This is a genomic window from Vibrio sp. RM-41-2B, from assembly GCF_024744415.1.
Taxonomy (GTDB): Bacteria; Pseudomonadota; Gammaproteobacteria; order Enterobacterales; family Vibrionaceae; genus Vibrio; species Vibrio diabolicus.
This window is the reverse complement of the sequence record NZ_JAMQWD010000054.1, coordinates 36,881-61,776: the sequence shown is the minus strand read 5'-3', so window position 1 is coordinate 61,776 and position 24,896 is coordinate 36,881. Positions and strand designations below refer to the sequence as shown.

The 24,896-nt window shown below is 44.3% G+C and carries 23 protein-coding genes; 16 read left to right on the top strand and 7 right to left on the bottom strand.

The window, feature by feature from the left end; all coding sequences use genetic code 11:
* The 5 genes from NB463_RS22345 to NB463_RS22325 all read left to right on the top strand — a co-directional run bounded on the left by NB463_RS22345 (window position 1) and on the right by NB463_RS22325 (window position 5,251).
* Window positions 1-1,038: an imelysin family protein gene (locus NB463_RS22345; protein WP_258431013.1), complete on the top strand. Its 1,038-nt coding sequence runs from the start codon at window positions 1-3 to the stop codon at window positions 1,036-1,038.
* Window positions 1,019-2,101, top strand: coding sequence for a DUF1513 domain-containing protein (locus NB463_RS22340; protein WP_258431014.1), 1,083 nt, complete (start codon window positions 1,019-1,021; stop codon window positions 2,099-2,101). Before NB463_RS22345 ends, NB463_RS22340 begins: the two co-directional genes overlap by 20 nt.
* A gap of 141 nt (window positions 2,102-2,242) precedes the next feature.
* Window positions 2,243-3,784, top strand: a complete 1,542-nt coding sequence (locus NB463_RS22335) for a L,D-transpeptidase family protein (protein WP_258431015.1) — start codon at window positions 2,243-2,245, stop codon at window positions 3,782-3,784.
* A 166-nt stretch (window positions 3,785-3,950) separates the two neighbouring features.
* The gene (locus tag NB463_RS22330) at window positions 3,951-4,499 is read left to right on the top strand and encodes a DUF882 domain-containing protein (protein WP_048625700.1); all 549 of its coding nucleotides are present in this window, start codon (window positions 3,951-3,953) and stop codon (window positions 4,497-4,499) included.
* 95 nt (window positions 4,500-4,594) lie between these two features.
* Window positions 4,595-5,251, top strand: a complete 657-nt coding sequence (locus NB463_RS22325; protein WP_258431016.1) for an MBL fold metallo-hydrolase — start codon at window positions 4,595-4,597, stop codon at window positions 5,249-5,251.
* 18 nt (window positions 5,252-5,269) lie between these two features.
* Here the strand turns inward: NB463_RS22325 and NB463_RS22320 are convergent, their stop codons facing one another.
* Entirely contained in the window at window positions 5,270-5,935 is a 666-nt protein-coding gene (locus tag NB463_RS22320) for a DUF2982 domain-containing protein (protein ID WP_048625698.1), read from the bottom strand.
* 273 nt (window positions 5,936-6,208) lie between these two features.
* On the opposite strand from NB463_RS22320, the gene NB463_RS22315 reads away from it, so the two are divergent.
* The 6 genes from NB463_RS22315 (at window position 6,209) to NB463_RS22290 (ending at window position 12,211) form a co-directional block, all read left to right on the top strand.
* Window positions 6,209-6,613, top strand: a complete 405-nt coding sequence (locus tag NB463_RS22315) for a hypothetical protein (protein ID WP_005394736.1) — start codon at window positions 6,209-6,211, stop codon at window positions 6,611-6,613.
* 414 nt (window positions 6,614-7,027) lie between these two features.
* Window positions 7,028-8,119 carry a TRAP transporter substrate-binding protein gene (locus NB463_RS22310; protein WP_005394734.1) on the top strand — a complete coding sequence of 364 codons (1,092 nt, stop codon included), beginning with the start codon at window positions 7,028-7,030 and terminating at the stop codon, window positions 8,117-8,119.
* A gap of 115 nt (window positions 8,120-8,234) precedes the next feature.
* Window positions 8,235-8,774, top strand: a complete 540-nt coding sequence (locus tag NB463_RS22305; protein ID WP_012841642.1) for a TRAP transporter small permease subunit — start codon at window positions 8,235-8,237, stop codon at window positions 8,772-8,774.
* A 12-nt stretch (window positions 8,775-8,786) separates the two neighbouring features.
* Entirely contained in the window at window positions 8,787-10,073 is a 1,287-nt protein-coding gene (locus NB463_RS22300) for a TRAP transporter large permease (RefSeq protein ID WP_005394731.1), read from the top strand.
* A gap of 151 nt (window positions 10,074-10,224) precedes the next feature.
* Entirely contained in the window at window positions 10,225-11,580 is a 1,356-nt protein-coding gene (locus tag NB463_RS22295) for a cache domain-containing protein (RefSeq protein ID WP_012841643.1), read from the top strand.
* The gene (locus tag NB463_RS22290; protein ID WP_005394727.1) at window positions 11,573-12,211 is read left to right on the top strand and encodes a response regulator; all 639 of its coding nucleotides are present in this window, start codon (window positions 11,573-11,575) and stop codon (window positions 12,209-12,211) included. The genes NB463_RS22295 and NB463_RS22290 overlap by 8 nt, the downstream gene beginning before the upstream one ends.
* Before the next feature lie 40 nt (window positions 12,212-12,251).
* On the opposite strand, the gene NB463_RS22285 is transcribed toward NB463_RS22290, so the two are convergent.
* Window positions 12,252-12,728 (bottom strand): MarR family winged helix-turn-helix transcriptional regulator, encoded by a 477-nt coding sequence (locus tag NB463_RS22285; protein WP_031780419.1) that lies wholly within the window; start codon window positions 12,726-12,728, stop codon window positions 12,252-12,254.
* A gap of 387 nt (window positions 12,729-13,115) precedes the next feature.
* Between NB463_RS22285 and NB463_RS22280 the strand changes: the two genes are divergently transcribed.
* Both NB463_RS22280 and NB463_RS22275 read left to right on the top strand, forming a co-directional pair.
* Window positions 13,116-14,687, top strand: a complete 1,572-nt coding sequence (locus tag NB463_RS22280; RefSeq protein ID WP_005394723.1) for a BCCT family transporter — start codon at window positions 13,116-13,118, stop codon at window positions 14,685-14,687.
* A gap of 230 nt (window positions 14,688-14,917) precedes the next feature.
* A complete protein-coding gene (locus NB463_RS22275; RefSeq protein ID WP_012841645.1) occupies window positions 14,918-16,801 on the top strand; it encodes a methyl-accepting chemotaxis protein in 1,884 nt (627 codons plus the stop codon).
* A 70-nt stretch (window positions 16,802-16,871) separates the two neighbouring features.
* Here the strand turns inward: NB463_RS22275 and NB463_RS22270 are convergent, their stop codons facing one another.
* Together NB463_RS22270 and NB463_RS22265 are read right to left on the bottom strand one after the other, a co-directional pair.
* The gene (locus NB463_RS22270; protein ID WP_258431017.1) at window positions 16,872-17,591 is read right to left on the bottom strand and encodes a 3'-5' exonuclease; all 720 of its coding nucleotides are present in this window, start codon (window positions 17,589-17,591) and stop codon (window positions 16,872-16,874) included.
* Window positions 17,592-17,599: 8 nt separating this feature from the next.
* Window positions 17,600-19,489, bottom strand: a complete 1,890-nt coding sequence (locus tag NB463_RS22265; RefSeq protein ID WP_005396868.1) for a DUF294 nucleotidyltransferase-like domain-containing protein — start codon at window positions 19,487-19,489, stop codon at window positions 17,600-17,602.
* 318 nt (window positions 19,490-19,807) lie between these two features.
* Here NB463_RS22265 and NB463_RS22260 point away from each other — a divergent pair, with 318 nt between their 5' ends.
* A complete protein-coding gene (locus NB463_RS22260; RefSeq protein ID WP_012841646.1) occupies window positions 19,808-20,449 on the top strand; it encodes an outer membrane beta-barrel protein in 642 nt (213 codons plus the stop codon).
* 87 nt (window positions 20,450-20,536) lie between these two features.
* Here the strand turns inward: NB463_RS22260 and NB463_RS22255 are convergent, their stop codons facing one another.
* The 3 genes from NB463_RS22255 to NB463_RS22245 all read right to left on the bottom strand — a co-directional run bounded on the left by NB463_RS22255 (window position 20,537) and on the right by NB463_RS22245 (window position 22,834).
* On the bottom strand, window positions 20,537-21,727 hold the full coding sequence (locus tag NB463_RS22255; protein WP_258431018.1) for an amino acid aminotransferase: 1,191 nt from the start codon (window positions 21,725-21,727) through the stop codon (window positions 20,537-20,539).
* A gap of 331 nt (window positions 21,728-22,058) precedes the next feature.
* Window positions 22,059-22,358, bottom strand: a complete 300-nt coding sequence (locus tag NB463_RS22250; RefSeq protein ID WP_005396873.1) for a hypothetical protein — start codon at window positions 22,356-22,358, stop codon at window positions 22,059-22,061.
* Window positions 22,359-22,603: 245 nt separating this feature from the next.
* On the bottom strand, window positions 22,604-22,834 hold the full coding sequence (locus tag NB463_RS22245) for a hypothetical protein (protein WP_005396877.1): 231 nt from the start codon (window positions 22,832-22,834) through the stop codon (window positions 22,604-22,606).
* 259 nt (window positions 22,835-23,093) lie between these two features.
* On the opposite strand from NB463_RS22245, the gene NB463_RS22240 reads away from it, so the two are divergent.
* Both NB463_RS22240 and NB463_RS22235 read left to right on the top strand, forming a co-directional pair.
* Window positions 23,094-24,500 (top strand): aminotransferase-like domain-containing protein, encoded by a 1,407-nt coding sequence (locus NB463_RS22240; RefSeq protein WP_258431019.1) that lies wholly within the window; start codon window positions 23,094-23,096, stop codon window positions 24,498-24,500.
* Window positions 24,501-24,621: 121 nt separating this feature from the next.
* A complete protein-coding gene (locus tag NB463_RS22235) occupies window positions 24,622-24,840 on the top strand; it encodes a hypothetical protein (protein ID WP_012841649.1) in 219 nt (72 codons plus the stop codon).
* The last annotated feature ends 56 nt before the right edge of the window (window positions 24,841-24,896 follow it).

The following is a 24,896-nucleotide window of genomic DNA, read 5'->3' as shown; positions in this document are numbered from 1 at the left end:
ATGAAAAAAACACTGTTAGTGAGTGCGATTGCCGCAACGTTAAGTTTGGTTGGTTGCCAATCGACAGTCGGTTCAAGCTCTGCCAAGCCTGAGAGTACAAGTCATATTTCTCAAGCGGTCTACGAAGTTGAGTTTCAATCAGCGCAGACATTTTTAGGGCAAACCACAGAACTAGAACAAAGCTTCGCGGATTACTGCACATCAGAGACGAAAGATGATGCGCAAGTAAAACAGCAATGGCACCAAACTATGCTGACGTGGATGGCATTACAAGGTCAAGAGCGTGGCCCTGCTACGGCGTTGGAGCAAAGTTGGAATGTCCAGTTTTGGCCAGATAAAAAGAACACCACCGGCCGAAAAATGTCTGTGCTGACGAAATCTGACCAAGTTTGGAGTGCGGAAAAGATCTCCACGCAAAGTGTTACTGTGCAAGGCCTAGGTGCACTAGAATGGCTGCTTTACGATAAAGCTTCGACCTTATCTAGCAACAGCAATACCTGTGCGACAGGTGTTGCAATTGCTGAAAACCTAGAGAACAAAGCGCAGATCATCGCAGATTCTTGGGCACAAAATCCTTGGAAGTCGTTAGAGATGACGGAATGGAAATCCGAGTACATTTCGCTGCTCTCTAATCAGCTTGACTACAGCATGAAAAAGCTGAGCAGACCGTTAGCTAAAATTGGTCAGCCTCGTCCTTACTTTTCTGAATCTTGGCGTTCAGAGACGTCGCTTTCAAACTTAAAAGCAAACCTAGAAGGAATGGAAGCACTGTATCTTGCCAACGGTAATGGTCTAGATACTTTACTAAGAGAGCAAGGCCATGTAGATCTCGCAGACCGTGTTGTTCATCAGTTTGAAATGGCGTTAGAAACTTGGCCAGAAGATAAGAGCTTGTTTGCTGCACTACAAACAAAAGAAGGCTATCGCATGGTGCTTGCTCAATACAATAAGCTAGAGCAATTGAAGTACCTGATTCACGAAGAAGTGGCGATCGAGCTTGGCGTAGTTATAGGATTTAATGCAACCGATGGTGACTGATCAAACCCGCCGAACCTTACTGAAAGCCGCACTCTTTGGTGCGGCCGCACCTATGATGCCATTTGGTTGTGCTTCAACACGTTCACGTCAACCAGCGTTGATTGGCTGCTCAATCATCGGCCGAGATAAATACGCAGCGGTAGTGGCCGATGAGCATGGTATGCCGCTATTTTCGTTGCCGATTCCTGAGCGTGGTCATGGTGTGGCGACCAACCCGCAAGGTCACGCTGTGGTCTTTGGGCGTCGACCAGGAACTTTCTTCATGGTGTTTGATTATCACTCTGAGCAGATGATCAAGCTGCAGCTAGCAAAACCGGATCGCCATTTCTATGGTCATGGTGTTTACTCCCGTGACGGCACGTTGCTATTTGCTACAGAAGGGGAAAGGGGCACAAGCCGTGGGATCATCGGTGTTTATGATGTGCAGAAGAAATATCAAAAAATCGATGAGTTAACGGGTTTTGGCCTTGGCCCTCATGAAGTGATCATGATGCCTGATGGCGCATTAGCGATTGGTGTCGGTGGCGTACACACCAACGGCCGTGAACCGCTCAATCTTGATAGCATGAGACCAAGCCTGAGTTACCTTTCACAAGAAGGTGAGCTGTTGGATCAAGTCTCTTTACCAGATTATAAGTTGAGCATCCGTCATTTAGCGCATGATGGTGCAGAGACGGTACTGTGTGGTCAGCAATATCGTGGAGAGCCGGATGAATACCCAGCTTTACTTGCGATGCACACTCGTGGTGGTGAGATGCAATCTTTGCATGCGGAACCCGAAGAGTGGGCGAGATTTAATCACTATGTCGCGAGTATCGCGGCGACGGATGAATGGATCCTTGCGACTTCTCCTCCGGGCAGTTGTTATGGGATATGGTCCAAAGCTACAGGTAAGTTGGTTGAGTTAAGTGCTTTGCCAGATGCATCGGGAGTAGTGACGTATGGAAAGGAATTCAGGGTCAGCTCTGGTGCTGGCAAAGTGGTTGAGCAAAGGCCAACGACACATAAAAGCGCTTCTTTTAGTGGTGTTCAATGGGATAACCATTGGTCGAAGATTGTTTGAACCCAAATAGATAAAGAAACTTGATGTTAATTTCAACATCAGATTCTTAATTTTAAACCTGCAAGCTGTGAGATATTTGCCATACTTTTCATTATGGCAAGTAGCGCAAGGATCGTTTCAGTGTTTGCTAGGGTTTTAATCATGACGGCACTTATGGTGCCGTTTTTCAGCCTTTCTACCGTCGTTTCTCTCGAAGCTTCTGCACAAACAGAGCAAGATGGAGCGATACAAAAGCTGTCTGTCGAAAAAATGATCCATTATCCAGAGGTGATTGACCAGCTTTATCAAAGTACTAATTACCGTTTGAACTGGGAAAATGAAAGCGATATTGAGCAGTTTCTTTTTCAAGTAAACCTGGTTGCTCTTGCTGGCGTCACGGACGAATTCGAGAATCAACTCCATCGTATAAACCAAGTTCGATGGCAGGGAGATAACCTCGACTTTGATTTGGTGATGACAGATTCACTCTTGATGTATCTCAGCTATCTCGAGCAGCTCCCTGAAGAAGGTATCAATTGGTTATTTGCTAACAAAGCCCACGTGATTTTACCTGCTCCTAGCATCGATACTTTGTCCGTACTGAGTAACGAAATTACGGTAGGCAAACTTAGTCAATTCTTAGCAAGCCTTCGCTCTCCTTTACAAACGGACGAAGCTTTTTATTCCGCTTACTCCTCTTTATCCGAGCACGCTCAGTATCAATATCCAATCTATGAACAAACGGGCCTTGCCCGTGTCGGTGACCAATTAGAAAATAAACCGCTTCTGATTGAGCGTATGGAAGTGGTTGGTGTGGATGTATCGTATTTAGATATCACGACCCAACAGTATGATGAAGAATTAGAGTTAGCTGTGAAAGAGTTTCAGCGTATTCATGGCTTGAAAGAAGATGGGGTGATTGGCCCGAATACCATTCGATGGATCAACTTTTCTCCTCAAGAACGATTGCATCTATTGGCGCTGAACTCAGAACGTTCAAGGATTTGGTCTAAAGACAGAGATAATGTTGTCTTTGTAAATGTACCTGGATACGAAGTAACGTATTGGCACGATGGTCAACCGTTGTTTGAGTCTAAAGTTGTGGTTGGCAGAGCCTCAAGAAAAACACCAATCATGTCGGGGACTCTTGACTCCGTCATTCTCAACCCCACATGGAATGTGCCATGGACCATAATGGTGAAAGACATCATTCCTAAAGTGAAACGTAATCCGATGTATTTGATTAACCACAACATTCAAATCATCCGGTCTTGGACTTCAAACGAAATTATTGACCCTACAACCATCAATTGGGCGACGGTGAATCCGAGAACATTTCCTTATCGTATGCGACAGGCATCGGGCTTACACAATGCATTGGGATTGTATAAGTTTAATATGCCAAACCCCCAAGCTATCTATTTGCATGATACGCCAAGTAAAAACTTGTTCGAACGAGATAGACGCGCATTCAGCTCCGGGTGTGTCCGCGTTGAACATGCCGACCAACTGGCGGAGCTCTTATTCAAAACTCAGGGATTAGAAGAGCGCTTAGCGAAAAAACGGGAAAGTACGCGTCGCTCTAACACGTCGGTTCCTTTAGGAGAACGCATCCAAGTGCACATTATTTATCAAACCGCATGGCTAGAAGAGGGAACACTTTACTACCGAGATGATATCTATAAATACGATCACCGTAGTTGAAATCTTTAAATAAAATTTACAAAACTAAGAATCTTCTGTTTGTTCAATAATTAAGCGTTAATCGCCACATCTTAAAATTAGAGTGGAGCGATTTATGCATTTGACGTGACAAATGTGTTTGGGTAATGTCCGCGACTTGTTTAGTTGTTGAGCATTGTTTTTTGAAATGGTAAGTCGTAATTTTTCCCGCCGAGATTTCCTTAAAATGACCGCTGGTGGCGTAGTATTGGCATCTGCCTTGCCATCGATTTCATGGGCTTCATTCCCTGACGAGCCACGTGAGTTGGCGATGAACAACCTTAATACTGGAGAGCTCCTCGAAACATGCTATTTCGATGGTAGACGCTATCTTGATGATGAACTAAAAAAGCTGAATGAGTTTTGTCGTGATCACCGTCGAAACGAAGTTCACCCGATGGATCGACGCTTGTTCGATCAAATCAGCCAGATTCAAAAGCTGATCGGTACAGATGCAGAAGTCATTGTAATTTCTGGTTACCGTTCGCCTTTGACCAATGCGTCCCTGCGCAAAGGGGCTAGTGGAGTGGCAAAGAAAAGTCTTCATATGGAAGGTAAGGCCATAGACTTCCGTCTTGATGGAGTGAAATTGTCTACTGTACGCGATGCAGCAATTAGCTTGAAAGCTGGTGGTGTTGGGTATTATCCAAGTAGTAACTTTGTCCATATCGACACAGGTGCTGTGCGTTCTTGGTAAGTCAATAGCAAGCCTCAGCAGGTCTTGAAGTCGCATGGGGTTAGTGTCATAGTTGCGCCAGTTTTAACGCAAATTTGTTTGGTAATAGGTTTTCTATGGCTCTGAAATACCAAGTTGTCCCAGTGACATCTTTTTCTCAAAACTGTTCTATCGTGTGGTGTGATGAAACGATGAAAGGCATCGTTATTGACCCAGGCGGTGACGAAAAGCAACTTGCTATGCTCATTAAAGAGCTTGGCATCGAGATCGTCAACTTGGTGCTGACCCATGGTCACCTAGATCATGTTGGCGGAACAGAGCCGCTGGCTGCAATGCTTGGTGGTATTGAGATCATTGGTCCTCATAAAGCGGATAATTTTTGGCTACAAGGTCTAGAAGGGCAAAGCCAAATGTTTGGTTTCCCATTGACTGAAGCCTTTGAACCGCATCATTGGTTAAATGAGGGTGACACTGTCACGTTTGGTAATCAAGTATTAAAGGTATTCCACACACCAGGTCATACTCCTGGCCACGTTGTTCTTTACAGTGAAGAAGCGCGCTTGGCGTTTGTGGGTGACGTATTGTTTAACGGTAGCATTGGCCGAACTGACTTCCCACAAGGTGATTTCAATACCTTGATTAGCTCTATCAAAGAGAAATTGTGGCCTTTAGGCAATGATGTCACGTTTGTCCCTGGTCACGGCCCTCAATCGACTTTCGGTCACGAGCGTAAAACTAACCCGTTCGTTGCTGACGAGATGCCGCTTTACTAAAAGCGCGTGTACTAAGCATTATTCTGGCTCGGCGGCAGCTAAGTATCGCCGAGTCAGTCCCACAAAATCCTCTGCTTCACGATCTAGGTCACTGGCTGATATAAACAGATCGTAGCCGTAAAATCCTCTTTGATATTTCATACGGTTGGCGAGCATCGCCAGCAAGCCTTTATACTCAACCCCGTTGCTGTTTATGTATGGCTTAGGATCAAGCACCATATCTTCAAACTTTTCTTCACACTGATTCTGCTTCGCACCTAAATAAAGTAGTGCGCGTTGGCTAAGGAGAATTTCTGTCGCTATACGAGGGCAGATCGAATCCAAATAAGGTGAGTAGTGTTTTAGACGAATACCAATCCAAGGTAGCGGCTGATGCCACCCTTCCTGCTGGTAGCTACAAATCCCTATTGACTCAATATTTCGCCATCGGACGACCCATCCGCCTTTAAAAAGATGTTGTTGGAAGTGAGAAGCTGTCAGCGTAAAAGTGACTTGGCTTTTTTTGATCATCAAGATGGCGAAACCAACAATTGCAGACATCAAAATGACCGACAACATGGCTTGCTTCCATCCCGGAGAAATGACAACCAAAAACAGGGTTATCAGTGCAACGAGCAACAAAAGTATTCTGTTGATAGGGGAGTCGGGTTTGAAATGTGAATTTGTTAGGTGCAGCGTTTCCATGCTTATAACCTCATCGAATACTTGATCAAAAATGCGTGGATGACTAAATATGCATTGACTTGCATTTGAAATAAAAGAAACCTCTGTTTTTATACCCAGTATTCAATAAATCCGTTCATAAAATATCTGATTAAATAGTAGACGTTCTATGCTTTGAGCGCATTTTTCATCGCGTTTCGCCGCTAAAACCTACAAATTGCTTGTGAATTTTGGTATAAAACGCGCTTCAAATTTTCATCCCTGCTGAGATGCAGTGAACTGGAGAAATATTCAATGAGACTTGCTCATAAGCGTAAAGTGCAGATGAAACTGCAAAAACGCATTAAAGCGACAGTAGCAAACTTAGCTGCAGCACCTAAAGCAGTGAAGCCTGTTGCCGAAAAAGCAGTAGCACCTTCTGTTGCTGAAAAAGCTGTTGCGGAGAAAGTAGTAGCTGAGAAAAAAGTAGCTGCAGTGAAAACAGTTGATGTTGCCCTTACTCCTAAGCAACAACAAGTATTAGACATCGTTGTAGCAAATGCTGAAGGTATTAACCCTAAAGGCATTGGTCTAGCTGCAGGTCAAGAAGATACTAAAGCGGCATCATGGGCTACTGGCGCACTGAAGAAGCTTCTTGAAGAAAACCTAGTTCAAAAAGAGCAGTTAGCAGGTAACAAAGTTATCTACAAAGCAGTTTAATTACCGCTACCGTTCTAGATTGAATACCTCGGCCAATGCCGGGGTATTTTTTTATCTTCGTATTGAAAGTAATCCATTAGGTATTGATTTTAACGCTGCCAATAAGTGCTTTGTCACATTTTCTTAAATACTATGTAAATTTTTTGGCAGAGAAGTACGTACGTATCATTTTTCTTTTTACATCGTTAAGGGAAAAGTAACTCATTAATTTTATGATGGTTAAACTTGTTGTATAACAGCTGTCCTACGTAGTTATACGTAATACCTAAGGCTAATGTCTTATTGATGAATTACTCGCTTCCGTGTTCATGCCCATTTCGCATTCGACAACATTGTTACATCTTTTATACCGAATACAGCCAATCCTAATGAAATGGATGACAACAATAACCTTGGTGATAAAGGACGTGAACGATGAGTCTAATCCAAAAATCTTTAAAACGAGTGCTCAAAACAACCGCTGTCGTTGCCGCGATGACATTCGTTGTGACTTCTGCAAATGCTGCTGAAAAAGTCTATCGTTTAAAGCTTGCTGAAACTTGGGGACCTAACTTCCCGATTTTTGGTGATGCGACAAAAAACATGGCAAAAATGGCAGAGGAGATGTCCAACGGGCGTCTGCAAATCCGTATTGATTCCGCAAACAAGCACAAAGCGCCTTTTGGGGTGTTTGATATGGTTAAGTCTGGCCAATACGACATGGGCCACTCGGCGTCTTACTACTGGAAGGGCAAGGTTCCAAACACACTTTACTTCACTTCTATGCCTTTCGGTATGTTACCAACTGAGCAGTATGCGTGGTTTTACTACGGCGGTGGTATGGAGCTGATGGAGAAGGTGTACTCTCCACATAATTTGATGTCTTTCCCTGGCGGTAATACCGATACTCAGATGGGCGGGTGGTTCCAGAAAGAGATCAAGTCCGTCGAGGATTTGCAGGGTTTGAAAATGCGTATCCCAGGTTTTGCTGGTGAGATCTTGGCAGAGCTAGGTGCAAAACCAACGAATATCGCCCCTGGTGAACTATATACCTCTCTAGAGCGTCGCACAATTGATGCCTTGGAGTGGGTTGGTCCATCATTGGACTTGCGCATGGGCTTCCACAAAATCGCGCCATACTACTACACAGGTTGGCATGAGCCAGCAACTGAGCTTCAGTTCCTTGTTAATAAGCGTACTTGGAACCGTCTACCTGATGATCTAAAAGCGATTTTACAAGTAGCAATGAAAACCGCCGCTTACGATATGTACACGCAATCGAAACACGAAAGTGGCAAAAACTGGGCATCTATCAAATCTGAATACCCAAATGTTGAAGTCAAAGACTTCCCGCCTGAAGTAGTGGCTGCGTTGCGAGAAGCAAACGATCGTTTGTTGAAAGAGCACGCAGAAAAAGATGCTTTGGCGAAAGAGATTCAAGAGTCGCAAGCGAACTACATGAATCAAGTTCGACCTTGGTCAGACATTTCACACCGAGCTTACTTAAACAGTCAAGCTCAACAATAACGTTATGACGCAGGCGACGCCGAGAGGTTTAGCCTGCGAACGAAGCCCAAGAAAACTTCATAATGAATGCTCCGCACCATAGCGGAGCGTATCCAAACGTTCCACGGAGTTCGGAATGAGAAGTCTTATTTATATTGAGCGATTATTTAACCGCTTTAGCGATTTTCTCGGATGGTTGTCCAGCATCCTGTTTATTTTATTGTTGGTGAATGTGGTTTACGACGTTGTGATGCGATATGTATTCAACGATGTATCCATTGCATTCCAAGAAATGGAATGGCATCTATTCTCCGCCGTATTTCTGCTTGGTGTGCCTTACGCGATTAAGTCTGGTGGCCATGTTCGCGTCGACATTTTTTATGAACGCTTATCTTACAAAGCACAATCCATCATCGACATCATAGGCACGCTATTTTTCTTATTCCCTTTTTGCCTACTGGTGGCTTGGTTTGGTATCGATTTCGCCAAAGAAAGTTACGCGCTAGGCGAGACGTCTGGTGATCCAGGCGGATTGCCATATCGTTGGATCATCAAAGCGATGATTCCGCTGTCATTTTTCTTTATGGCAGTTAGTGGCATTGGACTGCTGCTGCATTCGATCAACAAGATTGTTAACCCTCATCTTATCTATGCCGGTAATAACGGTAAGTCGTAAAAGGAAGTCATTATGATCGGTATAGTGATGTTTTTTGTCGCGCTCTTTGCGCTTTTATTGGGATTCCCCGTTGCCTTTACTTTTGGCGGTATTGCACTGATTTTTGGTGTTTGGGCTGAAGGCATCGAGATGTTTGCTTTCATGCCATATCGTATTCAATCCATTATGGAAAATACGGTGCTAATGGCCGTACCATTGTTTGTCTTCATGGGACTAGTACTTCAGAAGACGAAGCTTGCAGAGCAACTGCTTGAGTCAATGGGACGTCTGTTCGGCGGTGTCCGTGGTGGTATTGCTATTTCGACAGTATTAGTTGGTGCATTACTTGCCGCGTCAACGGGCGTAGTCGGCGCATCGGTTGTTGCGATGGGGTTGATCTCATTGCCTGTGATGCTTAAATACAATTACGACAAAGGCTTGGCGTGCGGGACTATTTGTGCGTCTGGTACCTTGGGACAAATTATCCCGCCTTCTATCGTGTTGATCTTGTTAGGGGATGTACTCGGCGTTCCGGTCGGGGACTTATTCCAAGCTGCAATCTGGCCCGGTATCACGCTCGTCGGCGCCTATGTTATCTACATTCTTATTTACGCGAAGTTGAACCCTCAAGCCGCACAGGCGATAGAGCGCGATGAGTCGATCAGTCGAAAGCAAGAAGTGTTCACTGCGCTGAAAGCCGTTTTACCGCCACTAGCACTGATAATTGTGGTATTGGGCTCAATCTTTGCTGGGATTGCAACGCCAACAGAGTCAGCGGCTCTGGGCGGCGCTGGTGCGATAGTTCTGTCGTTACTGTATAAGCAGTTTAGTTGGTCGATGATTTATGATGCATCGAAAGAAACCGTTAAAGTAACCGCAATGGTCTTTGCTATTTTGCTAGGGGCAACCGCCTTCTCAATGGCATTTACCTACACTGGCGGTGATTATCTAGTCGAAGAGTGGATGCTAGAACTGCCTGGAGAAAAGTGGGGCTTCCTCATCATTACCATGGTGGTGATTCTGATTTTAGGCTTCTTTATCGACTTCGTTGAAATCTGCTTTATCATCGTTCCAATTATTGCGCCGGTCGCTGAGTTGATGGGTATCAACATGACGTGGTTTGCGATTCTTATCGCAATGAACTTACAGACATCATTCCTAACACCGCCATTTGGTTTTAGTTTGTTCTATCTAAAAGGCGTCGCACCAGCAGGTGTCACTACGCGAGATATTTACAAAGGTGTGATGCCGTTTATCGCGATTCAAATTGTCGTGTTGGCTTCTTTGCTGTTTTTCCCAGGCTTTTATGGCATGAGTTGATCACTCGATAATAAAAGAGATTTTGTGAACTGAGAGTTTTTACCTTTTGAGACAAGTTGTTAAGCTGCTATTTATGTCTAGGCGGACGAAGTCGAGTTATTTGTGCTGCTAAGATAGTGAGCTGTAAAGCAGCGTTTCATGGAGGAAAGGGATGCCTCTCAAAGCAAAGTTAATTCTGCTGACATTGATACCCGTGGTATTGGTGTCAGCGAGTATCAGTTGGATTTCTATCTATCAAACCAAGACTCTTGGCAAAAGGGAGGTAGAGATCTTTCATCAAAACCTGATCCAATCAAAAGAGGCGGCGCTCAAAGACACGGTCGACGTCGCCTTTGACTCCATTTCTTATATTTACAACGATCCAACCTTAGAAGAGGGCGTTGCTAAAACACGCGTGAAAGCGATTTTAAACCGTTTAAGCTACGGAGCAGACGGTTACTTTTTTGCTTACGATAAATACGGCACCAACCTTGTACATCCTGTTCTTCCAGAGCTAGTCGGGGAGAACTTACTCTATCTTGAAGACGAGAATGGCGATCGTCTAATCGAAGCTTTGTTGTATCAAGCTCAATCAGGTGGTGGATTTCATCAGTACCTGTGGCAAAAGCCATCTACGGGTGAGGTCGTCCCAAAGCTTAGCTACGCCGCATGGCTCGATAAGTGGGAATGGATGATAGGGACAGGGCTCTATATTGAGGACGTCAGTCAAGAAGTCGCCAATATGCGTGCTGCGGTGAACAAAAATATCGAAACGACTTTTTTCTCGGTCGTCGTGATCTTAGCGGTGACCGTTGCTGTAATTATCGTTCTCACTTTAGCGATCAATCTGCATGAACACCGTCTTGCCGATAAAAACCTTAAAGAGTTGGCACATAAAACCGTCATGTTTCAAGAGGATGAGAAAAAGCATCTAGCGAGAGAGTTGCATGATGGAATCAACCAGTTGTTAGTTTCTAGTAAATGTCATTTGGATTTAATGAGTCATAGACTGGAAGACGAAAAACTCAAATCCCACTTAGATAAATCGCAACGCTCATTGGTCACCGCGATAAATGAAGTAAGGCATATTTCTCATCAACTTCGCCCTAGCGCCCTTGATGATATCGGCTTAGAGGCGGCACTGACCACTTTACTGCAAGACTTTCACTCTCACTCTGGGATTGATATCGAGAGTAATTTTGATACTCAGCAGTACAAACTGACGTCGGAAGTCGCGACGACCTTGTATCGTGTTGCTCAAGAGTCTTTGAACAATATCGAAAAACACGCAAGAGCGAAAAAAGTGACGGTTACTTTGCAAAAAATGGGCAATATGCTGCAATTACTCATACGTGACGACGGTGTTGGCTTTGTGGTTAACCAAGCAGTGCACCAACAAGGGATTGGGTTAAGGAACATGCAAGAGCGTGTAGAGTTCATTGGTGGTGAGTTTGAACTGATGAGTGAGCTTGGTTTAGGAACAGAGATTACCGTGCTGCTTAATTTGGATGAATTAGTTTATGGATAAACCGATTAGTGTGGTGATTGTGGATGATCATCAAGTGGTCTTAGATGGCTTCATGGCTCGCTTGGAGTTAGAGCCTGACATTGAAGTGGTCGGTACGGCAAGCAATGGGTTGGAAGCGATTGAAGTCGCAAAGCACCTTCAGCCTGATGTCATCTTGATGGACATTAGCATGCCGATAATGAACGGTATTGAAGCGACTGGGGTAATTAAAGAAGAGCGACCGGAGAGCAAAATACTTATGCTGACCATGCACGATAACCGTGAATACATCATGAAGGTCATGCAAGCTGGCGCGGTAGGGTACATGCTCAAGGAAATCTCGGCCGAGAAAATGGTGCAAGCAATAAAAACGGTGAATCAAGGTTCAACGTATTTCTGTGAGTCTGTCACACAAACGCTTTTTACCCAAGAGGTGGTGCCAGCCACTCAAAAAACGAATCCACTCAGCCGAAGGGAAGAGGCGGTGCTTAAATTAGTCGCTCAAGGAAACAGCAGTAAGAAAATCGCCACACTACTTAACATTAGCTACCGAACGGTAGAAACGCATCGCCATAACATTAAGCACAAGTTGGATTTACATTCGACGGCAGAGCTAGCGAAATATGCGTTTGAAACAGGGTTAACTGAGTAGGAGAGTAGTGCCCGCAAAAAGCGAGCACGTGAGAGCGAAATTAATCGACTTTTGTAATGCTGCCAAGCTCTAGCATTGGAGCGACATCGATATCCTCTGCATTCATCATTGTTGAGATGCGTTGAACGGAAGATAGCAGCAGAGACTGCTCCCATTCTTCCAATTTTTGGAATCGATTAATGAAGTGTTCCTGCAATGGCGTTGGTGCTTGCTTTAGGGCTTCTTGGCCTTTGCTCGTAAGTACAGCATGCACTTTACGCTTGTCTTGAACACTGCGTTGACGCTCAACAAACTGGCCTCGTTCTAGTCTATCTAGAATGGTCGTTGCGGTCGCTTGGCTCATGTTAGTGTGGCTAGACAACTGTTTAATCGTTACATTATCTAACTCATTGATAGCACGCATCAAAATCAACTGTGGAGCGGTCAATCCAGACTCTTTGCTCAGCTTTTTAGAATGTAAATCAATAGCGCGGATGATCTGACGAATCGAGACCAATACTTCTTCGTACTTTTCCAATTTATTCATCCAGTCTGTAGGGAACATTTATCGAGGCGACACTAACTTAAATGCGCCCTTATTTAAAGGGGTGGAATCAAAAATTACCACTACAATTTTAAGTAGTGTCTCCAATTTCATTTTGTCGCGTCGTGTAGACAAAATAAGAAGACCTAAAATTATTATAGCAATAAATGTTTGTGGTCTAACTATTGCGGTAGTGGTTTATCCTTTTAAAGGCGGAAATTGCTGAGTGAAAAGTAAGTTATTGGATTTTTTCATAGCAAAAAGATAGACAAAAACGTGTCAAATGATAGGATCTTGCGCCTTCACGGAATGTAAAACGTATCGTGTTCGAAAGATTTTTTTGTTTGGTACGTAAAAACAGTACAAAAATAGAGAGGAACGATGACAAAGGGTATAGATAAGTACAGTATCGATAGTACCGACTATACGGTAGGTCAAGACAACGTTCAAAAATGGGGTTTTGATGTTCATAACCCAGTTTTTGGTATTAGTGCAGGTTTAATTGCGCTGTTTCTTGTCGCTGCATTAGTTCTAGATGCACATACCGCAAAGACGGCACTTGATGGGCTGAAATGGAAGATCATTGGTTCATTCGATTGGTTGTTCATTATTGCAGGTAATATTTTCGTTATTTTCTGTTTGGCACTTATCGTTTCGCCAATGGGTAAAATCCGCTTAGGTGGTAAAGACGCTGTTGCCGATTACTCGTTCATGTCATGGCTTGCAATGCTATTTGCGGCTGGTATGGGTATCGGTTTAATGTTCTGGAGTGTCGCAGAGCCTGTCGCTTACTTCACTGGTTGGTATGAGACGCCACTCGGTGTTGAAGCAAATACACCAGAAGCAGCGAGATTGGCACTGGGTGCGACGATGTTCCATTGGGGTCTTCACCCATGGGCAATTTACGGTGTTGTAGCACTTTCTTTAGCATTCTTTGCCTACAACAAAGGTTTACCGCTGTCTATGCGCTCGATCTTCTACCCACTTCTGGGTGATCGCGCGTGGGGCTGGGCTGGTCATATCGTGGATATCTTGGCCGTTCTTGCGACCTTGTTTGGTCTTGCAACGTCACTGGGCTTAGGTGCACAACAAGCGGCAAGTGGTATTCATCACGTATTTGGTGTTGAGCCAGGCCTTGGCCTACAAATCGTCGTCATTACCGTTGTAACTTTGCTTGCTGTTGTTTCAGTGGTACGTGGTATTGATGGTGGCGTTAAGGTCATTAGTAACATCAACATGGTTGTGGCGTTCTTGCTACTGATTCTTGTTGGTCTTATCGGTTGGGCGGCGAGTTTAGGCTCGATTCCAACCACACTTATGGCATACGTAGAGAATATTATTCCGCTAAGTAACCCGTTTGGTCGTACAGATGAGGCATGGTTCCAAGGCTGGACAGTATTCTACTGGGCTTGGTGGATTTCATGGTCACCATTCGTAGGTATGTTCATTGCGCGTGTTTCTCGCGGTCGTACCGTTCGCGAATTCATTACAGCCGTTCTATTGGTTCCAACCGCTGTTACTGTTGTTTGGATGTCAGTATTTGGTGGTCTAGCGATCGAGCAAGTTGTTGATAAAGTAGGTGAGTTGGGCACGAATGGTTTGACTGACGTTTCACTTGCTATGTTCCAAATGTTCGATGTTCTTCCATTTGGTAGCATGCTTTCAATCATTGCTGTTGTGTTGGTACTTGTGTTCTTCATCACGTCTTCTGACTCTGGTTCACTTGTTATCGACAGCATCACAGCGGGCGGTAAAGTCGACGCTCCTGTACTTCAACGTGTTTTCTGGGCATTTATGGAAGGTGCAATTGCGGTTGCTCTACTGTGGATTGGTGGCTCAGAAGCGGTTCAAGCGCTTCAGGCAGGTGCAATTTCTACAGCACTACCGTTTACCTTCATTCTGCTTGCAATGTGTGTGAGCTTATTGATGGGTATGAGAACAGAACGTCAATAACTCAGGCATTTTATAAATCTGTCTGAGTAACAAGTAATCAAAAGGCCAGCATTTTGCTGGCTTTTTTTGTGCGGTTTTTATGACGGTGAGACAAAAAAATGACACATGAAAGTTCATATTTTACAAAGAGTTAATGTGCTATTTTGTTTTTTAAAAATTAGTGAATAGTCGTGAAAAAGTGTGTAATATTCACACACCTTAACTGTTCTCCCAACTCAAAAACTATAAATATGAAATTATCATTAAAACAAAAGCTTATTGGCGCAAGCCTCTCTGCTGTTGTTGTGATGGCAACAGCACTTACTTGGTTGTCGGCTGGTCAATTATTTGATCAGACTCGTTCAGGTGTCTATTCACGTGCGCAAAGTCTAAGTACTACTGCGTCAGAAGGAATTTCTGATTGGGTCAATATCCGTAAAGATATTGCTACCGCATTCAACGACTACTCGACAGAGCAAGACGTTGTCCCTTTCCTACAACAAGCTCGCAAGGCTGGTGGCTTTGATGACATCTTCCTTGGTACACCAAACGGTGATATGTATCGCTCTCACCCTGAGCGTAACCGTGCTGATTACGACCCTCGTACTCGCCCTTGGTACAAAGATGCTAACGCCGCAGGTAAGCAAATCATCACAGCTGCATATCAAGATGCAATCACTAACGCGCTGCTTGTAACCATTGCTGAGCCAGTAATGAAAAATGGTCAGTTTGTTGGTGTTGTTGGTGCAGATGTACTGATCGATCAGCTTATCAGCGACGTGATTAACCTAGATGCAGGTGAAAATGCGCATGCGATGTTAATCGATATGAACGAAGGTACGTTTCTAGCGCATCCTGATAAAAGCTTAACGCTTAAGCCTATCACCAGTGTTCTAAAAGACTTTTCAGAAGAGGCAATCGAGCGCGCTGCAGATGAAGGTCGTATCGAAGATACGGTAATCAAAGGCAAAGAGAAGCTTTACTACTTTAATAAAGTACCTGGCACGCATTGGATGTTCGCGATTGAAATGGATCGCGCAACGGAAGAAGCAGGGCATGCGGTATTGCTACGTGACCTATTGATCACTGCAGTGATGATCACCATTGTGGTTATTCTTGCGGTATCTTGGTTAGTTGGTTTCTTGTTCCGTGACTTGAGCCGCGTATCAAATGCACTTGAGGAAATTGCATCTGGTGAAGGTGACTTAACGCAACGACTAGAACCACGCAGTGATGATGAAGTCGGTAAATTGGCTGAAAACTTCAACCGCTTTGTTGGCAACATGCACACGATGGTGACCAAGCTTAGCCACGTATCATCTGCGCTTTCAGAGCAAGCACGCACGACGGCACAGCAAGCTGAAGAGCGTAGTCAGCGTATCTCTTACCAGCAAGATGAGATCAACATGGTGGCGACGGCTGTGAACGAAATGGCTGCAGCGACACAAGAAATTGCAGGTAATGCAGATAGCACGGCAAGTAACTCAGAGGAAGCGGTTCAAGCTTGTTCACACGGTTCTAGCCAAGTGACTCAGACGCAAGGTTCTATCCAGAACTTGGCGCAAGAAGTTCAAGTCGCCACTGATGTGATTCAAGAGCTAGAAGCACACGGAAATAGCATCAATACGATTCTATCAACGATTCAAGGTATTGCTGAGCAAACAAACCTACTTGCACTTAACGCGGCAATTGAAGCAGCACGTGCAGGTGAACAAGGCCGTGGCTTTGCTGTGGTTGCGGATGAAGTTCGCGTATTGAGCCAACGCACTCATGCTTCAACGCAAGAGATTCAAGAAACTATCGAGATGCTACAGGGCACAACAGCGAAAGCGGTTGGCATCATGGGTGATAGCCGTCGTCTGGCTGACACCAGTGTTGATGATGCAAACGCGGCTGCAGCGAGCTTGACGCAAATCCATACTGCTGTTGAGCGCATCAGTGACATGGCAACGCAGATTGCATCAGCGGCAGAAGAGCAAGCATCGGTAACAACCGAGATCACGCGTAATACTGAAGGCATTCGTGACGTTTCTAACGAGCTGTCGGTAGAAGCTCATCAAGCAGCAGAACAAGCTGCCCACCTATCTGAGCTTTCACACGAATTAGAGCAAGAGATTCAACGCTTTAAGCTGTAATCGGATACCGACCTAAATAAAAAGGAGCCATTTGGCTCCTTTTTTGATCGCTTATTAAGCTAGAAAGACGTTATAGCCAGAACTCACTGACCGGTTGGTCTTCGCTATAATGATGGGCGATTTGCGCTTGTAGCAGTTCTGCCGTAGCAATTGCATCGGTTAATGCATGGTGAGGGGTATAGTCTGGCAGACCATAACGGCGTCGAGATTGCGCTAGCCGAACCGATTCTGGCTTTTTCCCTTTTAAACGCTCCCAGAGTGAGCCAGAGCGTTTCTGTTGAATGGTTTCTTCAAGATGCAGCGTATCTATCACTGGAAACTCAATTCCTTCCCCTAAACGGCTTTTGAGTGCTTTATCCAGAAATTCTCTCTCGATACGACGATAATGCACAACAATGATTTTTCCGCTTAAGCATGGTAGTAGCTCGCTTAAGATGTCGCCCAAGTCAGGTGCATCGATCAATTCACTGTGAGTAATACCATGTATGATTACCGAGTCTTCATCGAGTGCTCGCTGCGGGCGAACTTTCCAATGACGTGAATTGCGCAAAAAAATCCGCTTCAAGTTAAACGGCACTAAACCAATGGTAATGATGTCATGTTTCTCGGGATTCAACCCCGTCGTTTCGAAATCTAGCGCGACGAACTCCACCTCAGACAGCGGGGTCTCTGGTGCAGGTGGTTTATTGCTATAAAACGCAATTAAATTCTCATCTTTAGCCACCTCCAACTTTTGTTCAAATTTCGTTGGCCACTGAATGGTTGGCTTCTGAAAGAGCTTTTTGATCATGTTCAACCTCACTTAAAGCTCTTATTCGCTTGGTAGCGGAACTTAAGGAAGTTCTGACCATTGCTTAGGATTTGGAAAGCATCTTTTAGGTTGCGACGTTCAAATTCAGAGAGATTTTCTGGTTCGATATTGTTATCTGGGTCAATGCCTAATTCCACGTCCGTCGCTTGGTGACGAATACGCACCATGGAAATAAACTCTAGTGCGTCTTTTAAGTCTTGTGCACGACCTTTTGGCAAAATGCCAGCATCAATGATGTCGTCGAGACGCTCAAACGAGTTCTGTGCACGTGAGCCAACCGCCAGAGAGTGAACGCGAATTAAGTCGACCAGAGGAGCCGTACCGCGACGTTTGAGGTTGATGGAGTTGTTGTGTCTGCCATCTTTCTCCATCACAAAGTCTTTAAAGAAGCCAAGTGGCGGGGTTCGGTTAAGTGCGTTGCGAGCCAGGCAGGCTAAGAAGCGATTGTTTTTACGCGCACGACGAACAATAAAGCTGGTTAATTGTTCTGCCCATTTTAAGCGACCGTAAACGCCATCCAAATCAAAAAAGATGGACGCGTTGAGTAGCGCTTTCGGGTTCGGGTTATCAATCCAGTCAGCGAAGCACTCTTCCCACTCTGAACGAGTCATACGCCATAATGGGTTGGTTGCCATAATATCGCCCGTACAATACTTGTAGCCACAGGCATCTAATCCATCACTGACGTATTTCGCTAAAGCTTCGAAGTATTTACCATGTTTCTCTTCTTGGTAGGTCTCATCTAGAATGATGGCGTTATCTTGGTCAGTCACCAACAGTTGCTCATCACGTCCCATTGAGCCAAGTGCAAGGAAACAATAAGGAATTGGTGGTGGGCCAAGCTCTTCTTCAGCCATTTCTAACAGACGCTGTTTGAAGCTTCGACCAATCACGGACATCGCACTGCCCACCATGTGTGAGTTGGCATCTTCGTTGACTAGGCGTACAAAGCTGCTTTTTACTTCTTCAGCAACAACTGCCAAATCTTCGATGGTCTGTTGTTGGAAAATGCTGCTCACCAATAAGAGCGAGTTTTGTGATTCATAACGAACAATGTCGGTTGTTTCGATAATACCAATAGGCAATTGGTTTTTAACCACAGGCAGGTGGTGCACGTTGTAACGCAGCATGGTTAACATTGCTTCATAGATGTAGGCATTGTGATCAAGAGACATGACTTCAGTGGTCATCACACTTGATACATCGTCCTGTGGAGACAAGCCTTCGGCTAACACACGGGTACACAAGTCACGGTCAGTAATAATACCAAGTACCGGAGACTGTGGGTCATCTTCGTCGCGAACGAAATCTGGATCGACGATAAGTAGAGCAGATACGTTGTCATTCGCCATCTGCTGCGCGGCTTGCTGGATTGTCTGTCCACGATCAATTGTATGAGCATCGCCAGTCAGCAAGGTTTTCACTTTCGATGTCGTCAGGTCATTGGCATCTTTGTTTTCTGAAATGGCTTGGCGTAAACGAGCACTATTTTCCACTTCGACAAAGTCTGCAAAGGAATCAAAGTTGTCGTATATTTCTTGGAAAACGTCACCAGGAATACAGTAGAGCAGAGTATCTTCAATGGCTTTTACCGGAAAGCGTACTTTGTTGTTGGTTAGCATTCCCATCTGGCCAAATAGGTCACCTTCATCAAGACGGTTATAAAGCTCTCCTTTGCGTCGATAAACTTCTACGACCCCGCTTCGCACCACGTAGAGATCTTGGATATAGTCTCCAAAATGGATGATTGGGGTATCTTCTCGGTAGTACGAGATCTCGACACTCTCTGTCACCTTGTTTAGTGTTTCTTCAGGGAGTTCATTGAACGGGGGGTACTTGGCGAGAAAGTTATAAATCTCGAGAAGTTCTGCATCCATCGAAGGTGCCTTTTAGTTCGCAAATAATAAAGTAATCTTAACTTAGTTTTAAAACAGAGTCTTATCTGAACCGTGATTTTCGTACTCAGTCATAAGATTCTGACATATCGCACGATAAGGAATCGGCATTTCTACTACTATATAGTCACTTAAAAGGTGAGCGGACGTGGTCAACATATTTTGGGCCAATGCTTGATTTAGAGGCATAGCAGATTTCAAATCGTTACCGCGTCTGTAAACTAAGTTATTCTTGTTGAACTAAGCCACTCAAGGTGATTTGGGGGCAGTGTTTAAATAATTCTCATGAAAGGAAGTCGAATGGTGAGAAGTTTATTGCTTGCGTCTTTAGCTGCTTTGCCAGCAGCAACTAGCGCGGCGGTCATGGACCAAGCAGAAAAATTTGGGTATGAACACATTCACCTGGATGTGGGTGCCGGAACCACAAATGAAGAGTGGTTAGATAATTCGAACGCGACCACAATTGGGCTCGGTGGTAATTACTTATTTACTGAGAACTGGTTGTTTAATGTCGATTACTCGGCGCAGTTTTTCCATCCGGACGACTTTACTCTTCGCATTGACCGTTTGTTGTTTGGTGGTGGTTATCGTTATGGGATTACGGATCAATTCGATATCTATGGTAAATATGGAATAGGTGCAATCAAAGCGAAAGCGACGGACGACAAAACGGATAATACGTTGTCTTCAGATAGCGAATTGCTTCAAGCCGTCACCGTTGGGGTGAATTACTTATTCAGTGAAAAACTTATTGCGACGGCCGAGGTGGAAGTTAACCGCAGTGATATCGTCGATGAGAACAATTTTAAGATAGGTTTTAACTACCAATGGCATGATGTTATTGGTACTGGTCTTTTTTATCAGTTTAGAGATACCGATTACAGCGGTGAGAGCTCTGATTATGTCAATGAAGTGGGACTGAGTTTGAAGTTTGTCTACTAGCGGACTGGTTCATTTATTGGCAATAAATAAAAACAAAAAGGTCAGCTTATGCTGACCTTTCCTTTTAATAAAGTATGCGACTATCGATTATAAAACCGCTGCCATGCCTTTACATAGAGGACCCATATTTGACTTCGTCATACCAGCAACACTGATTCGGCCTGAACCGACGATGTAAATACCGAACTCTTCTTTCAGACGGTTTACTTGCTCTTTAGATAGGCCAGAGAAAGAGAACATACCATTTTGACGTTCGATGAAGCTAAAGTCTGCGTCCACACCTTCTGATTTTAGTGTCGCTACAAATAGTTCACGCATCTCTTGGATACGGTCACGCATTTCTGCTACTTCAGCTTCCCATTCCGCACGCATTTCGGCATTGCCAAGAATGTGAGTCACGACAGCGCTGCCGTGCGCAGGTGGGTTAGAGTAGATAGAGCGAATAATGGCTTTAACTTGCGAAAATGCGGTTGTTGCGACTTCTTCTGATTCCGCTACTAACGTGAAGGCACCAACGCGTTCGTTGTAAAGGCCAAAGTTTTTCGAGAACGAGCTCGCGACTAGGATTTCTTTGTTGTACTTAGCAAAAGTACGAAGACCCGCCGCATCCTCTTCCACGCCTTTAGCAAAGCCTTGGTATGCGAAGTCAAATAGAGGAAGCAATTTCTTCTCTGCGACTAGTTTCGCCAATGTTTCCCATTCTTCAGCAGTTGGGTCGATACCTGTAGGGTTGTGGCAGCAGCCGTGTAGAAGCACGATGTCACCTTCAGACGCAGATTGCAGATCGTTTAGCATTGCATCGAAGTCTTTGTCTTTTGTTTCTGCGTTGTAGTAGCTGTATTGTGCCGTTTCGATACCAGCGGCAGTAAATACGCCGTTGTGGTTTGCCCAAGTAGGATTGCTGATCCAGATTTTTACATCGCCAAGTTGGCGTTTAATGAACTCACCAGCAACACGTAATGCGCCAGTACCACCTGGAGCTTGAGCTGTTTTAGCGCGTTTTTCGTTTACAATTTCTGCATCAGAGCCGAAAAGCAGTTTTTGTACTGCAATGCCATACTCTGCTGTGCCTTCGATAGTTAGGTAAGATTTGGTTTTTTCAGTTTCAACAAGTGCTGCTTCAGCTTTCTTTACTGTTGCAAGAACGGGGGTTTCGCCTTGCTCGTTTTTGTAAATACCTACGCCAAGGTTAATTTTGTCTGCGCGAGTATCTTTTTTAAACTCTTCAGTAAGGCCAAGAATAGGGTCAGCCGGAGCGGCAACTACTTTTTCAAACATAATCTTCATCCATGTTAATCGAAGGGGTGTGCTAACATTTATACCTTTCAGCAATATTGGTTACAACCGTTACTGAAAAGAAAACCTAAAAAAGTTGCGATTTGAAACAGAATTCTAACATAACTAAAGTTTTTGCCATGAAAACGTTTGGTAGGCACAGAGTTTGAAGGGGATTTATACCATGATTGATGAAGTTTTGTTCACGTGCCAATCGTTTGACTTCAGTGCTTTGCATTAGTGATTTACGTGGAGTGGCGGTTACTAGTTGAGACAAAAACGCCCCACTAAAGGTGGAGCGTTTGCTTGTAAGAAGTATAGATGTCGGCTGATGTTATTTCTTCAGATCGATTTCAGACTCAACCGCATTGGTTTCGATGTCTGGGTTAGAAGAAAGCTTCTCAGTCGCCCAGTCGTTCATATGCTTTAAGATTGCTTTTAACGCGTGCTTCTCTGTTGGGACTTCCGCTTTTTCGACTTCAAGCTTTTGTTTCGGGTGTGTGCCCGTCGCATCTTCCGCTACGTGTAGCCAATCTGGGTGCCAATAATAAGGTTGGCCGGAAGGTGAACTCCAAGAATGTACGCCGTTGGATTCACCTTTGTATTTAATGTCTTCTTCGTTGTATTTCGCCATTATTGTTTTCTCTCATAATCCATGAGTTGAGGTGTGCATCACCATTACTATCTAAATGTAACAGATGTAATGAAAATTAATGTGATAACTATCGACTTATTTTGTCATTCGATAGCTACAGACGATGCGTACTTCTCATTCAGAAGAATTTATTATTTGGCAGGTTTTGGCTTTATATGCGTTTAAAGCATACGACGATGGATTCGCCTGCCTAACGCTATTCTTGAACGGTGATAGAGCCTAAACTACTCGTCATTCAAGTGTTTGAGAATCGCCGCTTTTGCATGTTCTTCTGTCGCTGCTTCTCCGTCAGGGACTTCAAGGTCAGCCTTTTTGTGTTCACCCAAAGCATCTTCAGCGATATGCAACCAATCAGGATGCCAGTAATAAGGGGTTGTGCCGCCAGGATGGTCCCAGCTATGTACACCTTTATGTTTCCCGCGATAAGAGAGATCGTCCATTGTAAATACTTTCATCGCTTCCTCCCGACTTAAAAGATAGATGTCTAAGTGGACTTTACACTCTCAGCTCTGTGGAATGCCTTGCTTTTCGGACAAGGCAAAGATTTAAGACCACTCGGACGTATCAGTAAAAGTATGGAACATAAATTCTCACTTCGTCGTCGAAATTGCTATTAACAAGCTTGATAAATTACGTTGCTAAATTGACTACTGCCATATCAGAATGCTGGCGTGAAGTATGCTATGGTGCGGCTGCAAGTGAAATGAGGGATACATGAATCGATACCGTCAATTGGCCGAATTGTTTAAGGCACAAATTCAGCAAGATACTTGGAGAGCAGGGGAGAAGCTGCCTTCAATACGCGTCACCAGCCGCAATCATTCCGTAAGTGCAGGTACGGTATTACAAGCCTATCAATTGCTAGAGGCGCAAGGCTGGGTGATAGCAAAGCCTCAATCTGGTTACTATGTGACTGCCGATCTTGAACGTCTCACCAATACGAATGGAATTAAAAGCAACAATACTCCATGCACTAAGTTGAATGATGAGTTGTATTCGTTTTTGAAGCACCAAGCGACATCGGATGTTGTTCATTTAGGCTCGGCGTTTCCGGACCCGTGTTTGTTTCCTTTAGAGTCGCTTAACCGTAATTTGGCCAGCTCGGGACGAAAAATGGGGCCGGATAAGTTGTTAGACAACCTACCTCCTGGTGCTGAGTCGTTAAGGCGACTCGTCGCTCAGAGGTATATTCATCATGGGATATCACTAACCCATGATGATGTGGTTATTACTTCCGGTGCGCTAGAAGCATTGAACTTGAGTTTGCAAGCGGTCACCCGACCAGGTGATACCGTCGTTGTCGAAGCCCCAACGTTTTATGGCGCACTTCAAGCGGTAGAACGGTTAGGTCTCAAGGCTATTGAAATCAGTGTCGATGATGAGAGTGGGCATTCGCTTGAACAAATCGAAGCAGCCTTTGCCAATGAAGACGTTCGGGCTTGTTGGTTAATGACGAACTTTCATAATCCAACCGGGGCTTCTTTGTCTGATGAACACAAACGATACATTGTTGAGTTAGCCAATCGATATGATGTGTATCTCATCGAAGACGATGTGTACTCTGAGCTGTATTTTTCTGACAAAAGGCCGAACTCATTAAAGACCTTTGATGAGCAAGAGCGTGTCCTTCATTGTGGTTCTTTTTCTAAGAGTTTATGCCCTGGATATCGCTTGGGTTGGGTGGTGAATAAGCGTTTTAACGAGACTATTCAAAAGCTCCAGTTAATATCGACATTGTCTGGGAGTGCTCCTATTCAGCAGGGGGTTGCACATTACTTACAAAACGACAGTTACGACAACCACCTGAGAAAGCTTCGTAAGGCACTGCAACAACGTCAAGCTGACTTCGTGGATTTACTTGCAAAGCACCTACCTAAAGAGGTTACCTATCTACGTCCTGATGGTGGTTACTTTCTTTGGCTGAAATTGCCAGATGGAATATCAAGTAAAGCGGTATATCAGGCACTATTGTCTGAGCAGGTTACCGTCGCTTATGGCAAACTCTTTTCGATAAGTGATCAATACGAAAACTATTTAAGACTGAATACATCGCTTCCTTTAGAAACGAGTTTGGAACGTGCTATCAAAAGATTAGGTGATTTGCTTCGCGAATTACTCTGAATTGATAATCATTAAACTGCTTAGTGTTTTTTTGCTCCAACTGTATCAGCGCCATTTTTGCAAATTGTGCTTCAATCATTATTCAGGTCGAAAGACCTTGGATGATTAAGCAGGATTTAAGATGAAAAAGCAGTTGGTTAAGCATGAGTTAAGGTTAATCGCCGTTGCTATTTTTAGTGCGTTTTTACTGGTATTTGCGCATCTCATTTTGGCGAAATCTTTCTCTCATATGGCATGGACAGAGTACACCGCGGCCGTGATCCCTTTCGTAATGTTTGGCTTATGTATTGTGGGCGTAAAGTATGCTGAAAAAGCGGACAGAGACAAGGAAGAAGACTAACTCAAGCTTGAGTTACTTAGCAGATGGTATTGACGGTTGAGCACAAAATAAAAGAC

Coding starts and splice junctions, on each gene's coding strand:
- NB463_RS22260 (WP_012841646.1), top strand. CDS start 19,808: ATGGTGAGAAGTTTATTGCTTGCGTCTTTAGCTGCTTTGCCAGCAGCA.
- NB463_RS22235 (WP_012841649.1), top strand. CDS start 24,622: ATGAAAAAGCAGTTGGTTAAGCATGAGTTAAGGTTAATCGCCGTTGCT.
- NB463_RS22335 (WP_258431015.1), top strand. CDS start 2,243: ATGACGGCACTTATGGTGCCGTTTTTCAGCCTTTCTACCGTCGTTTCT.
- NB463_RS22320 (WP_048625698.1), bottom strand. CDS start 5,935: ATGGAAACGCTGCACCTAACAAATTCACATTTCAAACCCGACTCCCCT.
- NB463_RS22300 (WP_005394731.1), top strand. CDS start 8,787: ATGATCGGTATAGTGATGTTTTTTGTCGCGCTCTTTGCGCTTTTATTG.
- NB463_RS22290 (WP_005394727.1), top strand. CDS start 11,573: ATGGATAAACCGATTAGTGTGGTGATTGTGGATGATCATCAAGTGGTC.
- NB463_RS22295 (WP_012841643.1), top strand. CDS start 10,225: ATGCCTCTCAAAGCAAAGTTAATTCTGCTGACATTGATACCCGTGGTA.
- NB463_RS22250 (WP_005396873.1), bottom strand. CDS start 22,358: ATGGCGAAATACAACGAAGAAGACATTAAATACAAAGGTGAATCCAAC.
- NB463_RS22305 (WP_012841642.1), top strand. CDS start 8,235: ATGAGAAGTCTTATTTATATTGAGCGATTATTTAACCGCTTTAGCGAT.
- NB463_RS22345 (WP_258431013.1), top strand. CDS start 1: ATGAAAAAAACACTGTTAGTGAGTGCGATTGCCGCAACGTTAAGTTTG.
- NB463_RS22240 (WP_258431019.1), top strand. CDS start 23,094: ATGAATCGATACCGTCAATTGGCCGAATTGTTTAAGGCACAAATTCAG.
- NB463_RS22280 (WP_005394723.1), top strand. CDS start 13,116: ATGACAAAGGGTATAGATAAGTACAGTATCGATAGTACCGACTATACG.
- NB463_RS22275 (WP_012841645.1), top strand. CDS start 14,918: ATGAAATTATCATTAAAACAAAAGCTTATTGGCGCAAGCCTCTCTGCT.
- NB463_RS22330 (WP_048625700.1), top strand. CDS start 3,951: ATGGTAAGTCGTAATTTTTCCCGCCGAGATTTCCTTAAAATGACCGCT.
- NB463_RS22255 (WP_258431018.1), bottom strand. CDS start 21,727: ATGTTTGAAAAAGTAGTTGCCGCTCCGGCTGACCCTATTCTTGGCCTT.
- NB463_RS22325 (WP_258431016.1), top strand. CDS start 4,595: ATGGCTCTGAAATACCAAGTTGTCCCAGTGACATCTTTTTCTCAAAAC.
- NB463_RS22340 (WP_258431014.1), top strand. CDS start 1,019: ATGCAACCGATGGTGACTGATCAAACCCGCCGAACCTTACTGAAAGCC.
- NB463_RS22315 (WP_005394736.1), top strand. CDS start 6,209: ATGAGACTTGCTCATAAGCGTAAAGTGCAGATGAAACTGCAAAAACGC.
- NB463_RS22310 (WP_005394734.1), top strand. CDS start 7,028: ATGAGTCTAATCCAAAAATCTTTAAAACGAGTGCTCAAAACAACCGCT.
- NB463_RS22270 (WP_258431017.1), bottom strand. CDS start 17,591: ATGATCAAAAAGCTCTTTCAGAAGCCAACCATTCAGTGGCCAACGAAA.
- NB463_RS22245 (WP_005396877.1), bottom strand. CDS start 22,834: ATGAAAGTATTTACAATGGACGATCTCTCTTATCGCGGGAAACATAAA.
- NB463_RS22265 (WP_005396868.1), bottom strand. CDS start 19,489: ATGGATGCAGAACTTCTCGAGATTTATAACTTTCTCGCCAAGTACCCC.